The following is a 13318-nucleotide window of genomic DNA, read 5'->3' as shown; positions in this document are numbered from 1 at the left end:
CGGCGGCGGGTCAGAGGGTGCCGACGCCGAGGTTGACAGGGCTGTCCTCGATGTTGCCGACGATGCCGCGGATGATGCCCGCCCCGTCGGCGCCGCGCAGGCTCTCGTACCACGCCTCGGTCGCCGCCGGATCGAACGCGTGGGTCTCGTGGGCGCGCTTGCGGGCGCGTTCCACCAGCTCGCCGGCGCGCGCCGCGCGGGACTTCTCGTAGCGCTTGAGGGTGTCTTCGACCGAAATGGTGTTGGTGGCGACCGCGGTCGCGAGGGCGAACGAGTCCTCCAGCGCCGAGCACGCCCCCTGCCCGATGTCGGGCGAGGTGTTGTGGGCTGCGTCGCCGAGGATCGCCACGCGCCCCTTCACCCACGTGTGGAACGGCGCGATGTCCCAGATCTCGACGCGGTTGAGGGAAGCATCCGGATCGATCGAGTCCAGCAGCGCCTGCACGCCCGGCGCCCACGAGCCGAACGCCTCGCGCAGCGGCGCGACCCCGTCGGCGCGGTCGTAGGGAAGCCCCGCCGGCTGCGGGATGTCGACGAAGAAGTAGAAGCGATCGTCGGCGACGGGCATGACGGCGCACCGCTTTCCCTCCGCGACGTAGGTCGTCCACTGGTTCACCGGGCCGATCGCCTCGTTCGCCGGCACGAGTCCGTTGAAGTTCGTGTAGCCGGAGTACTCCCGCTCGATGCCGCCGCCGGTGACGTAGTCGCGCACGAAGGAGCGCGCGCCGTCGGCGCCGATCACCATGTCGGCGGTGTCGGTCGACCCGTCGGCGAAGGTGACCGTCACGATCTCGCCGTCGTCCTCGATGGCCGTGGCCGTGCTCGAGAGGTGGATGCGGTGCATCCCGAACGTCTCCATGAGCAGTCCCTGCAGGTCGGCTCGGGCGACCGGGTACGGCCGCTGCCCCGTGAGGGTCGTCACCGGCTCGAGCGAGAAGCGGCACATGACCTCGCCGGAGACGCCCTCGTAGTACGCCATGTCATCCATGCGGCCGCCGAGCGCGGCGACCTCCTCGGCCAGGCCGAGCCAGTTGAGCACCTTGACCCCGTTCGACCACAGCGACAGGGCCGCTCCCACCGGCTTGTTCTCGCGCATCTTGTCGTAGATGACGACGTCGTGCCCGAGGCGCTGCAGCGCGATGCCCGCGCTGGCGCCGCCGATTCCGGCGCCGATGATCAGGATCTTCATGTGGTGAACATTAGGAGGCGCGTGTCACGGGCCTGTTACACGGGGGCTTCGGGAGCGGATCGGCGGATGACCGCGGCCATTACACTGGCGCGCATGACGGAATCCCCTCGCTCCGGCACCGAATGGTGGCGCACGGCGGTCATCTACCAGATCTATCCGCGCTCGTTCGCGGACACGTCCGGTGACGGCATCGGCGACCTGCGGGGCGTCACCGAGCACCTCGACGACCTGGCCGCCCTCGGAGTGGATGCGCTGTGGCTGAGCCCGTTCCAGACCTCCCCGCAGAAGGACGCCGGCTACGACGTCGCCGACTATTGCGATGTGGATCCGATCTTCGGCACGCTCGCCGATTTCGACGAGATGCTCGCCGGCGCGCACGCGCGCGGCATCCGCATCATCGTCGACCTGGTTCCCAATCACTCCTCCGACCAGCACGCCTGGTTCCAGCAGGCTCTCGCCGCCGCTCCCGGAAGCCGCGAGCGCGCGCGCTACATGTTCCGCGACGGCCGGGGCGACGACGGATCGGTGCCGCCGAACAACTGGGAGTCCGTCTTCGGCGGCCCGGCATGGTCGCGCATCACCGAGGCCGACGGCACGGCCGGGCAGTGGTACCTGCACCTGTTCGACGCGTCGCAGCCCGACTTCGACTGGTCCAACCCCGAGGTGCAGGAGATGTTCCGCGGGGTGCTGCGGTTCTGGCTCGACCGCGGCGTCGACGGATTCCGGGTGGATGTGGCCCACGGCCTGGTCAAGGCGGACGGCCTGCCCGACTACACGCCGCCGGAGGACGCCGCGTCGATGGGTGGCGAAGAGGCCGACGTGCCGTACTGGGGTCAGCCGGGCGTGCACGAGATCTGGCGCGACTGGCGCCGCGTGATGGAGGAGTACGACGGCGACCGCGCCCTGTGCGCTGAGGCCTGGATGCCCGGACCCGACATCACCGCGCTGTGGGTGCGCTCGGACGAGATGCACCAGGCGTTCAACTTCCCGTACCTCGAGACGGCGTGGCGCGCCGCTGATCTGCGCGAGGTCATCACCGACTCCCTCCGCGCCTTCGGCGGCGTCGGTGCGCCGGCCACGTGGGTGCTGTCGAACCATGACGTCGTGCGGCACGCATCCCGTCTCGCCCTCACCGCCGAGAACCCCCAGGGCGCCGGCATCGGGCCGAAGAGCAAGGGCAAGCCCGACCCGGTCGTGGGCCTGCGCCGTGCCCGGGCCGCCACCACCCTGATGTTCGCGCTGCCGGGCTCCGCCTACGTCTACCAGGGCGAGGAGCTGGGCCTGCCGGAGGTCATCGACCTGCCGGATGAGGCGCGTCAGGATCCGACCTGGTTCCGCACGGGCGGCGAGCGCTACGGCCGCGACGGCTGCCGTGTGCCCATCCCGTGGGTCTCGGATGCCCCCGCCTACGGTTTCAGTCCCGAGGGCGCGTCGTGGCTGCCGCAGCCGGCGGAGTTCGCCGGCTTCGCTCGCGACGTGCAGGAGGACGATCCGGATTCGACCCTGTGGCTGTACCGCACCCTTCTCGCCGAGCGGCGCGAGCGTGCGCTCGGCGCCGGGGAGCTGGAGTGGCTCGACGGGTTCGGCGACGACGTCATGGCGTTCCGGAACGGCGGGCTGACCGTGGTCGCGAACACGGGCACGGATGCGGTGACCCTGCCGTCGGGTGTCGTGGTGGCACAGAGCGGCCCCCTCGCCGGCGACACCCTGCCCGCAGACACCGCCGTGTGGCTCGCCGACGCGTAGGGCGCTTCGCCGACCCGCCCCTTTCTCGCCGAGCCACCCCCATCCACACCGGAGGAACCGGCCGGCTCGACGCGAAGGGGGTGGCTCGAGGCGAGGGAGCGAGCCGCGACGGGTGTGAGGTGACGACGTAGGCTCGGGACATGGCCTCCGACCTCGACACCCGCACCGACCTCGAACGCCTGTACATCGATCTGCACCGCCACCCGGAACTGTCCTTCCAGGAGACGCGCACCGCCGGGGTCATCGCCCGCGAGCTCGACGCGCTCGGGATCGAGTACGAGGAGGGCGTCGGCAAGACCGGCATCGTCGGGGTGATCCGAAATCCCGGCGAGACGGGTGAGGCCGGGCCCACGGTGTGGCTGCGCGCCGACACCGACGCCCTGCCGGTGGAGGAGCGCACGGGACTCGACTACGCGAGCACCGCGCGCGGCACCGATCCGCAGGGCACCGATGTTCCGGTCATGCACGCCTGCGGCCACGACATGCACGTCAGCGCGATGCTCGGCGCCCTGCGCCGGCTCGTCGCGACCAGGAGCGAGTGGGTCGGCACCGTCGTGGTCGTCTTCCAGCCCGCCGAGGAGTACGGCGCCGGCGCGAAGGCGATGATCGCCGACGGCGTGCTGGATCGGTATCCGCGACCGGATGTGGTGCTCGGCCAGCACGTCACACCGTTGCCCGCCGGCACGATCGGCGTGCGCAGCGGCACGCAGATGGCCGCCTCCGATGGCCTGCGCGTGACGCTCTTCGGGCGCGGTGGGCACGGATCGCGCCCGCACGCCACGGTCGACCCGATCGTCATGGCCGCGGCCACGGTCATGCGGCTGCAGACGATCGTCTCGCGCGAGGTCGACCCGCGGGATGTCGCGGTCGTCACCGTGGGTGCGCTGCACGCGGGTCTGAAGAACAACATCATCCCGGCCGAGGCCGTGCTCGAGCTCAGCCTGCGCTACCCCGACGACGAAGCGCGGGAGCGCGTGATGGAGAAGGTGGAGCGCATCGTGCGGGCCGAGGCGGCGGCATCCGGAGCCGAGCAGGCACCCTCGATCGTCATCGACCACACGCTGCCGCCGACCGTGAACGACGCCGGCGCCACGGAGCGCCTCAGCGCCGCTTTCGACCGCCACTTCGGTGAGGGAACGGTCGTCGACCCGGGCATGTTCACCGGCAGCGAGGACGTGTCGTGGTTCGCCCGCGAGTCCGGCGCACCCCTGGTCTACTGGTTCTGGGGCGGCATCGACGCCGACGCCTATGCGGCCGCCGTCGCGGCGGACACGGTGGAGCGCGACATCCCGACGAACCACTCCCCGTTCTTCGCCCCGGTGCTGCAGCCGACGCTCGACAACGGCGTGGCGAACATCGTGGTCGCCGCCCGCGAATTCCTGGCCGCCCGCTGACCCGCCCCGGCCCGGCGCGGCGCCCCGCGCGCCCCGGCCCGGCCCGACCCGGCCTGGCCCGCCGCTCAGCCCCGGCCCGCCGCTCAGCCCCGGCCCGGCGCCCAGCCCGGCATCCCCGAAGGTCGGAGAATCAAGCCGATGTCGGAGGATTTCACGCCGATCCTCTGACATCGACGCGATTCTCCGACGAACGCGGCCGGCGCCCAGCGACCACGGATGCTGCGCGGCGTAGCCTGGATGGTGTGAACTCCCCCGCCCTCTCGTCCGGCGGCGCACCCGCGGCTGCCGGGGCGCTCGACGCCGCCGCGCTCCGCGCCGACTTCCCGCTGCTGGCGGACCGCGCGAGTGATGAACCGCTGATCTACCTCGACTCGGCGGCGACCGCGCAGCGACCCCGGGCGGTCATCGACGCCGAGGTCGACTACATCGTGCGGGCGAACGCGGCCGTGCACCGGGGTGCGCACACGCTCGCCGCCGACGCGACGGAGCTGTTCGAGGATGCGCGCGCCACGGTCGCCGGATTCGTGGGCGCCGACGCCGATCAGCTGGTCTGGACCTCCGGCGCGACCGCCGGCATCAACCTCGTCGCGTACGCGATCGGCAATGCCACCGCCGGCCGCGGCGCTCCCGCGAGCGCCCGGTTCGCGCTGCGACCCGGCGACGAGATCGTCGTGACCGAGAGCGAGCACCACGCGAACCTCATTCCGTGGCAGGAGCTCGCGGCCCGCACCGGAGCGCTGCTGCGCCACATCCGAGTGCACGACGACGGCACGCTCGACCTCGACGCGGCTGCCGAGATCATCGGCGCACGGACGCGGGTCGTGGCCTTCCCGCACGTGTCGAACGTGCTCGGCATCGTCAACCCGGTCGACCGGGTCGTCGCCCTGGCGCGAGAGGTCGGCGCTCTGACACTGATGGATGCCTGCCAGTCGGCGCCGCATCTCGCCCTCGACCTGCCGGCGTCTGGCGTGGACCTCGCCGTCTTCTCGGGCCATAAGATGCTCGGCCCGAACGCGATCGGCGGCCTCTACGGCCGCGCGGACGTGCTCGAGGCGCTGCCGCCTTTCCTCACCGGCGGTTCCATGATCACGACCGTCACGCTCGACGAGGCGGACTACCTGCCCGCGCCGCAGCGCTTCGAGGCGGGCACGCAGCCGGTGTCGCAGGCCGTGGGGCTCGCCGCCGCCGTGCGCTATCTCGAGAACGTCGGCATGCCCGCAGTCCACGCGCACGAAGCGCGCCTGGAGCGGCGGATGCGCGACGGACTCCGCGAGGTCCCCGGCATCCGCCTGCTCGGCGACGCCGACGGCACAGAGCGCGTGGCGCTGGCCGCGTTCGACGTCGAGGGCGTGCACGCACACGACGCGGGGCAGTTCCTGGATGCGCGCGGCATCGCCGTGCGCGTCGGACACCACTGCGCCGCGCCCCTGCACCGCCGCTTCGGCATGACCGCATCGGTGCGGGCGAGCGCCACCCTGTACACCACCGACGCCGACATCGATGCCTTCCTCGACGCCGTCGCCGGCATCCGCCCGTTCTTCGGGGAGAGCTGATGAGTCTCGAATCCCTCTACCAGGAGCTGATCCTGGACCACTCCAAGCGCCCGAAGGGCAAGGGGATCGCCGAGGCGACCGAGCGGTCGGCGATCTCGCACCAGCGCAACCCGATCTGCGGCGACGAAGTGACGCTGCAGGTGCGGCTCACCGACGACGGCGCGGGAATCCGCGACGTCACCTGGGACGGCGCTGGCTGCTCCATCTCGCAGGCGTCGGCGTCGATGCTCGTCGCGCTCGTCGACGAGGAGCGCGACCTCGCCGACGGTGCCCCGATGCCGGTCGGCGACGCCCACGCCCTCATCGAGAGGTTCCGCGAGGCGCTGCGCTCGCGCGGCGCCATCCCGCTCGACGAGGAGACCTTCGGCGACGCCGCGGCGTTGTCGGGGGTATCGAAGTACACCGCACGCGTCAAGTGCGCGATGCTCGCGTGGGTCGCCCTCGAAGACACCCTCGCCCGCGCCTGAACCTCACCCGCGCCTGAAGCCTCGCCCGCGCCTGAGCCGTGCCGGCACCGCACCCGCCGGGTCAGCCGAGGATGTCGCGCCGTCGCAGCGCGAACGTCGCGACGGCGACGAAGGCCAGCGCGAAGCCCCACAGGAGCGCAAGGCCGGGCGCATCGAACCCGTTCCCGAGCGGCGACTGCCCGTATGCCCAGAAGAAGGGCGAGAAGCGCTCGAGGTCGGCGAGGTCCTCGCTGTTGTTCGCGACGGCCTGCACGACGAACGACGCCGCGGCCACTCCCGCTCCGGCGCCGATCGCCCACGACCGCGCGCCGGTGATCGCGCCGGCGGCGAGCGCGACCGCGGCGAAGAGGAAGCCGAGCCCGGTCCACGCCGCCACCTCGGCGACGATCCGTCCCACCTCGAGATCGAGCTGCGACGGTTCGTTCAGCACCAGCAGCGTCGCGAGCACCACGGCGCCGACCACGAGCACGCGCACCAGCACGGCCGCGGCGCTCTCCAGCGCGTACTGCACCCGACCGACGCCGTGGGCGATGGTGAGCTCGAGGCGACCCGACTCCTCCGCACCGGCGATGACGGATGCGCCCCACGACACCGCGGCCACGGCCATGAGCGCGAAGCCGACGAGGCCGAAGAAGGTCGCCTGGGTGTATCCGGCGCCGGAGGTGATGTCGTCGTAGCCGAGGGTGCGGACGAGCTCCGGCGGCAGGCTGTCGAGCATTCCGGCGAGCTCGGGGGTCTGCATCGACGGAAAGAGGGGCAGGTACACCGCCATCACGACGATCATCCCGGCGCACCACCCGGCGGTTCCGCGCCACCCGTCGACGAGCCAGCGGCGAACGATCGGGATCATGCCGCACCGTCCGAGCCGCCGCTCGCGGCGTCGCCGTTCGCCGCCCGTCCGTACAGGTCGAGCACGGACTCCTCGAGGTCCGGTTCCTCGACGGTGAGTTCGCGCACCGTGAAGCGCGCGAGCGCCTTGACGACGGGGTCGATGTCGCCGCGCGCCGTGGCGGCGAGGTGGATGTCGCTCCCCACCGCTCGCACATCCATCGCCTCCACGCCGGTCGGCGCGAGCGCGTCGCGCACGGATTCCGCGGCGCCCTCGACGGTGGCTCGGATGCGCCGCACACTCGCGATGCGAAGCGACGCGACATCCCCTTCGGCGACGAGCCGGCCGTCGGCGAGCACCGCGACGTCATCGGCGGCCTGCTGGATCTCGCTCAGCACGTGGGAGCTGAGGAGCACCGTCTGGCCCGCGTCGCACGCCTCGCGCACCATGGCGAGGAACTCGCGCTGGATGAGCGGGTCGAGGCCGCTGGTCGGCTCGTCGAGCACGAGGAGCTCGGGCCGGTGCATGAAGGCCTGCACGAGCCCGAGCTTCTGCTTGTTGCCCTTGGAGAGGGTGCGCACCGGGCGGGTGAGGTCCAGACCCAGGCGCTCCGCGAGGGATTCGATCATGCCCGGTTCGACCGGCCCGCTGATCTCGGCGAGGTGGCGCAGGAGCGCGCCGCCCTTCACGCGTCCTTCCAGGCGCAGCTCTCCCGGCACGAATCCGATGCGTCGTCGCAGCGCCGCGCCGCCGGCACGCGGCGACTGCCCGAGCACAGTGATCTCGCCGTCGGTGGGCCGGATCACATCCAGCAGCAGCCGCAGGGTCGTCGTCTTGCCCGCGCCGTTGGGGCCGATGAGGCCGAAGACCGATCCTCTCGCGACGGTCAGATCCAGGCCGTGCAGCGCGATGTGCGCACCGTAGGCCTTGCGCAGGCCGCGGGTGTGGATCGCCGTCGCATCCGCCATGCCCGCACCCTACTCCTCGGCGCGTGCCGGCGGTGGGATCAGCCCAGGCCGGTGCGGTGCTCCTCGGGGTCGGATGCGCCGGCGACGGGCTTGCCCGACAGACCCACCGATCCGGATGCCGGGTTCTTCGACAGCGCGGCTCCGACGGCGACCGATTCGTCGACGTCGACATAGCGGGGGCGCAGCTGCACGGCGTGCGGCGTCTTCTGCTCGCGCTTGGCCTTGCGCGAGCTGTAGGCCAGGTTCAGCACCTCGACGAAGATCGCGAACGCCATCGGGCCGTAGATGAAGGCCTTGTCGATGTGGAAGCCGAAGCCTTCCGCGACGAGGAACGCACCGATCAGCAGCAGGAATGACAGGGCGAGCATCTTCACCGTCGGATGGTTGTTCACGAACGCGAAGATGAACCGGGCGGCGAAGAGCATGATGCCGAACGAGAGCACCACGACCGTGATGATGATCACGAGGTTCTCGGTCATCCCGACCGCGGTGATCACCGAGTCGAGCGAGAAGACGATGTCCAGCAGCAGGATCTGCGCGATGACGGAGCCGAAGGTGACGGTGGCGACCTTGCCGCCCGCACCGTGCTCGTCTTCGGCCCCCTCGAGCTTGTGGTGGATCTCGGTCACGGCCTTGTAGACGAGGAAGAGACCCCCGGCGATGAGGATGATGTCCTTCCACGAGAAGCCCATGCCGAAGAGGGTGAAGACCTCCTCGGTCAACGTGATGATCCATCCCGCGAAGAGCACCAGCACCACGCGGATCAGCATCGCCAGCGTAAGGCCCAGGTTGCGTGCGCGGGCCTGCTGCTCCTGCGGGAGCTTCGAAGCGAGGATGGAGATGAAGATGACGTTGTCGACCCCGAGCACGACCTCGAGCACGAACAGCGTCAGGAAGACGGCGATGAGGTCCGGGGTGAAGTCGAACGAGAAGTCCACGCCGCCATCGTAGGCGACGAGCCCCGGGGAAGACCGGAGCCCGTCGCGTTGCCTGCGCGCTGGTCAGGCGGAGATGAGCTCGCGTTCGAGGCGGGCGTAGCTGGCCTCCATGCCGTCGGTCATTCCGGTGGCGAGAACCATGTCACGGGTCTCCTTGTCGGGGTACTCGATCAGCGTGGTGGTGAGCGTTGCGCCGTCCTCCTCATAGAGGGAGAGGTCGTTCGTCGTCGACGGGAAGTCGGTGCCTGTCATGTGCTCGGTCGTGACCGAACGGCGGGGGGCCTCGCTCACGAGCGTCTCACCGTCGAAGCCGAACGGCTCACCCTCGGTGCCCTCCAGCGGCTCCCACGCGTAGCGGTAGCGTCCGCCGACGGCCGGGTCGATCTCGCAGACCGACATGCGCCAGCCGTCCGGGCCCAGCAGCCACTGCTTCATGAGTTCGGGCTCGGTGTGCGCACGCCACACCAGCTCGCGCGGGCCGTCGATGAGGCGGGTGATGCGCACGTGCGTGTCGGTGAGGATCTCGGTGCGGGTCCCCTTGCCATGCGCGTACTCGCGCAGCCCCTGCAGCACGGTGTCCAGCTGGTTCATCGCGAGCGTCGAGCCCTCGACCGCGCCCATGGCGACGACCTGCTCGAGCGCCTCGACCGAGGGATAGTGGCTCACACTGGTCAGGCGCGATCCGGCGTCGGTCGCCTCGAAGGTGAACACCATCCGCCCGGTGGGCATGTCGGCGTTCACGACGCCGTGCTCGTCGGCGAAGGAGTCGAGCACGGTGAACGAGGTTCCGTCGTCGATCTGCACGAACTCCCAGACGCCCCCGAAGCGCTCGCCCTTCGGGGAGGTCATGACGTACGACGCACGGCCGCCGGGCGCGAAGTCGAATTCGCGGAAGGTGGAGGGGTAGCCCGGAGGGCCCCAGAACCGCTCGAGCTGAGCAGGTTCGGTGAACGCTCGCCAGAGCCTGTCGACGGGGGCGGCGAACTCGCCCACGAGGGTCATGGTGAGAGCTTCTGGATCGCTGGTGACGGCGGTGACGGGCATGACGTGCTCCTCAGATGGTGGATGCCGGTGGCGGCGTGGGTGTGGATGACGGCGGGGTTTCGGGCTCGGCCAGGAGCGCGTCGAGGCGGTCGATGCGGGCACGCCACATCTCTTCGTAGCGGGCCAGCAGAGCTCGAGCGCGAGCGATCATGGCCGGATCTGTCGGGAACGCGTTGCCGTTGCATTTTCGGGCTTTACGTTGCACTCGTGGATTTTCCCGTTGCACGAGATGCAACGACACGCCGAAGCGAAGAGGCCCGGGCGGGTCGAGTCGGCGCATCATCTGGAGCAGATGCTGCGGAGCGTCTCACTTCGCAGGGAGGGGGATCCGAGGTGCAGCCAGTCGATGCAGCGAAGCAGTTGACTATGCGACGTCGTTCTCCCCACACTGAACTGCATTGGGTGCCGCGCTCGATCGACTCCCTCCCCGGCGGCTCCCGCGTACGCCAGGACCATTCGCCTGTCAGCCGAGAGGTCGGCCAACGAGACTGGGCGTCGATCGATCCGATGCGGGTGCGCACGTCGAAGGGTGTGCGGCATCGCTTCACGAACTCGATGTACTTCTGGCAACGGACGCGTAGTCATGTTTGGTGCGAGTCTCAGGAGGAACGCTGGGAGGTGCTGTGGCTTGACTACGGCGGCCAGGTGGAGCGTCTGTGGTCGCAGCCGATGGCACTCGCGTTCGGGCGCGGTTCACGACTTGCGGGCTATTCGCATGTTCCCGACTTCCTCGCCCAGTTCACAGACGGAAGCTACGGACTGCTCGACGTCCGTCCGGAGGAACAGCTCAAGCTCAAAGCGCGTCTCCAATTCGATGAGACCGCGAAGGTCTGCGACACGCTCGGCTGGCACTACCGCGTGCTCACCGGTCACGACCCGCTTGCGACGCGGAACCTCGATTGCTTGTCCGCGTCACGCCATGAACGCTGCACACCAGCGCCGGGAGTCGAGGCGCTGATCCTCGATGCCGCACGCGACGGGCGGACGCGACGGGAGTTGTGCGAGATCGCGTCTCCGGAGTGCCCGCCGCTCGCCGCGGCGTGGGTCGACAACCTCGCGTGGCGCCGTCGCCTTTGCCTCGATCTCGGGGCGGTGTTCAGTAGCGACACCGTGTACATGACGTCGGAACACATCCCGGAAGGAACGAGTGTTGGTGCGTGAGGAGTACAGGCTGCGCCTCGGCGACGCAGTCGAGATCGACGGGGAACCATGGGTGTGGGAGGGGGTGCGTCGCGGCACGGAAGCAAAGCTACGCCGCGAGGGGACCGTCGACGACTGGCTGGTCGTGTCAGTTCCTGAGTTGCTCGCGCATGCAGGCACAGCTCGTCGGGCGTCGGATATCTCGTTGAGGCCCACCGGCGGTGACTGGCCGGTCGACGTACTTGACATGGAGAAGCACCTGCTCGAAACCTTCCGCGGGATACCGATGCAGCCGACCGCAACGGGCTCGCGCACCCCGTACGATCCCGGGACAACGACTCAAGAGCAGCGGATCGCATCAAAGGTTGGCGAGCTTGCGGGCACGTCCTTGGCCCGGTCACGTCGCACGCTCTACAACCTGTGGGACGCGTACCTCTCGGACGGAATTGCAGGGCTCGATGCGCGCATGCACCGCAAGGCCAAGAAGCGGCTGACGATCGCAAAGGCGGACCCACGACTGATTGCCATTATCGACCGAGCCCTCGACGACCGACGGGACATGCCGACCACCACTCGCCGGCATTGCGCGTTGCTGGTACGTCGGACACTGGAGAGCATGTACCCGGACGACCCAGTCTGCGACATCAAGAACACGACACTGCAGGGGTACATCAACGAGCGCGACGCGGGTCGATACAGCTTCGACAAAGCGACCACGAGGCGCACCGCCGCGAACAGTCCGGATCGTCAGCACTTCTCCGGCAACGCCTTCCGACTTGGCGCGGTCTGTGAGATCGACTCGACGTTGCTGGATGTGCAGGTGTGGGATGACAAGGGCAACACGTATCGCCCCACTGCCACCGTGCTGTTCGACGTCGCAAGTAGGGTCCCTCTGGCCTGGGCGATTCATGCCAACTCGCCGAACGGCTTCGACCACGCGCTGCTGCTGGCTCGCGCGATCGTCGGGCGCAAGGCCATCCCGGGATCGGCGGCGGCCGTATTGTCGGGATCGGCAACGCTTCCGGTCGCGCTGATGAAGCAGGTCAACCCCTACCTCGACGACGACTCGCTGGCAGTGCCGTGGATCTTCCCTCACGCGATCACCATCGACGGCGGCGCCGACTTCCGCTCTGCAACGTTCGAGGCCGCCTGTCGCGCCTTCGGCATCACGCTGGTGCTTGCTCCGCCGAACACCCCCACTGTGAAGCCGCACGTCGAGCGAAACTTCGGAACCACGTCCACGAGCTTCGCGACCTGGCTGGCCGGCGCCACTGGCAGCTCGGTCGCGAACAGAGGCAAGCGGGACAAGCCGACGCTCACACTGGATTCGGTGCGGCTCGCCTTCGAGACGTGGATCACCACGGTGTACCTGAACACGCAGCACGGCGGGTTGAAGTCGCCCCTCTTCCCGGGACGGGAGTGGACGCCGAACCAGATGTACGCAGCCCTGTTCGAGGTCGGCCCTGGCGTGCAGTTGCCGTTCCGCGCAGAGGACTTCTTCGCCCTGCTGCCAACGAAGCCGCGCGTGATCAGCAGCGAGGGCATCGAGCTCGACAACCGCACGTACGACTCGCCGCTGCTCGCGGAACTGCGAGACCGATCGCTCACCGGTGCAGCCGCTGGTTCTACCCGGGCGCGCAAGTTCGACATCAGCTATGACCCCTACAACTCCAACGCCGTCTGGGTGCGCCACCCTGAGACTGACGAATGGATCGAGTGCTGGGACACAGCGCTCGACGACAAGGTGGCGTGGATGGCTGCCGAGGCGGCCGTAAAGCTGGTCGAGCAGTTCGGCACGGGAGAGTCTGGCGAGACCCCGCGAAGAGTGGAGCTCCTGGACGAGATCGAGCGGCGGGAGCGCACCGACAAGCGCGCCCGCAACCGCCACCTCCGCGGCAGAGCCGCCGCGGCGGAAGCGCCGTTCGCCTCCGATGCCGGCGCGACAGAGCCGGAGCCGATCGACCTGGACAGATGGTCTGACCCTGCTGATGTGGGTGACATCGACTGGGACTCGCCCGATTACGACATCGTCACGGTGAAGGAGTTCTGA

General features: G+C 69.5%; 11 protein-coding genes and 1 pseudogene. 6 read left to right on the top strand and 6 right to left on the bottom strand.

Annotated elements, in window-relative coordinates; genetic code table 11:
- Window positions 1–10: 10 nt before the first annotated feature.
- Window positions 11–1189 (bottom strand): FAD-dependent urate hydroxylase HpxO, encoded by a 1179-nt coding sequence (gene hpxO, locus IM777_RS00865; protein ID WP_194384263.1) that lies wholly within the window; start codon window positions 1187–1189, stop codon window positions 11–13.
- Between the two features lie 93 nt (window positions 1190–1282).
- On the opposite strand from hpxO, the gene IM777_RS00860 reads away from it, so the two are divergent.
- The 4 genes from IM777_RS00860 to sufU all read left to right on the top strand — a co-directional run bounded on the left by IM777_RS00860 (window position 1283) and on the right by sufU (window position 6349).
- Entirely contained in the window at window positions 1283–2935 is a 1653-nt protein-coding gene (locus tag IM777_RS00860; protein ID WP_228480883.1) for a glycoside hydrolase family 13 protein, read from the top strand.
- A 140-nt stretch (window positions 2936–3075) separates the two neighbouring features.
- Window positions 3076–4329, top strand: coding sequence for an amidohydrolase (locus IM777_RS00855; protein WP_194384261.1), 1254 nt, complete (start codon window positions 3076–3078; stop codon window positions 4327–4329).
- Window positions 4330–4571: 242 nt separating this feature from the next.
- Window positions 4572–5882 (top strand): SufS family cysteine desulfurase, encoded by a 1311-nt coding sequence (locus IM777_RS00850; RefSeq protein ID WP_194384260.1) that lies wholly within the window; start codon window positions 4572–4574, stop codon window positions 5880–5882.
- Entirely contained in the window at window positions 5882–6349 is a 468-nt protein-coding gene (gene sufU / locus IM777_RS00845) for a Fe-S cluster assembly sulfur transfer protein SufU (protein ID WP_194384259.1), read from the top strand. Before IM777_RS00850 ends, sufU begins: the two co-directional genes overlap by 1 nt.
- Window positions 6350–6410: 61 nt before the next feature.
- Here sufU and IM777_RS00840 read toward each other — a convergent pair whose 3' ends face one another.
- From IM777_RS00840 to IM777_RS00820, 5 genes and pseudogenes are all read right to left on the bottom strand, one after another.
- A complete protein-coding gene (locus IM777_RS00840) occupies window positions 6411–7199 on the bottom strand; it encodes an ABC transporter permease subunit (RefSeq protein ID WP_194384258.1) in 789 nt (262 codons plus the stop codon).
- Window positions 7196–8146 carry an ABC transporter ATP-binding protein gene (locus IM777_RS00835; RefSeq protein WP_194384257.1) on the bottom strand — a complete coding sequence of 317 codons (951 nt, stop codon included), beginning with the start codon at window positions 8144–8146 and terminating at the stop codon, window positions 7196–7198. The genes IM777_RS00840 and IM777_RS00835 overlap by 4 nt, the downstream gene beginning before the upstream one ends.
- A 38-nt stretch (window positions 8147–8184) precedes the next feature.
- Entirely contained in the window at window positions 8185–9084 is a 900-nt protein-coding gene (locus IM777_RS00830) for a TerC family protein (RefSeq protein WP_194384256.1), read from the bottom strand.
- Window positions 9085–9147: 63 nt separating this feature from the next.
- On the bottom strand, window positions 9148–10128 hold the full coding sequence (locus tag IM777_RS00825) for an SRPBCC family protein (RefSeq protein WP_194384255.1): 981 nt from the start codon (window positions 10126–10128) through the stop codon (window positions 9148–9150).
- A 10-nt stretch (window positions 10129–10138) separates the two neighbouring features.
- Window positions 10139–10288: pseudogene (locus IM777_RS00820) on the bottom strand (transcriptional regulator); the annotation flags it as partial.
- 242 nt (window positions 10289–10530) lie between these two features.
- On the opposite strand from IM777_RS00820, the gene IM777_RS00815 reads away from it, so the two are divergent.
- Window positions 10531–11289: a TnsA-like heteromeric transposase endonuclease subunit gene (locus tag IM777_RS00815; protein WP_194384254.1), complete on the top strand. Its 759-nt coding sequence runs from the start codon at window positions 10531–10533 to the stop codon at window positions 11287–11289.
- On the top strand, window positions 11282–13318 hold the full coding sequence (locus tag IM777_RS00810; protein ID WP_194384253.1) for a Mu transposase C-terminal domain-containing protein: 2037 nt from the start codon (window positions 11282–11284) through the stop codon (window positions 13316–13318). Before IM777_RS00815 ends, IM777_RS00810 begins: the two co-directional genes overlap by 8 nt.

This window comes from Microbacterium luteum (assembly GCF_015277875.1).
GTDB lineage: Bacteria > Actinomycetota > Actinomycetes > Actinomycetales > Microbacteriaceae > Microbacterium > Microbacterium luteum.
This window is presented reverse-complemented; position numbering and strand designations above follow the sequence as displayed.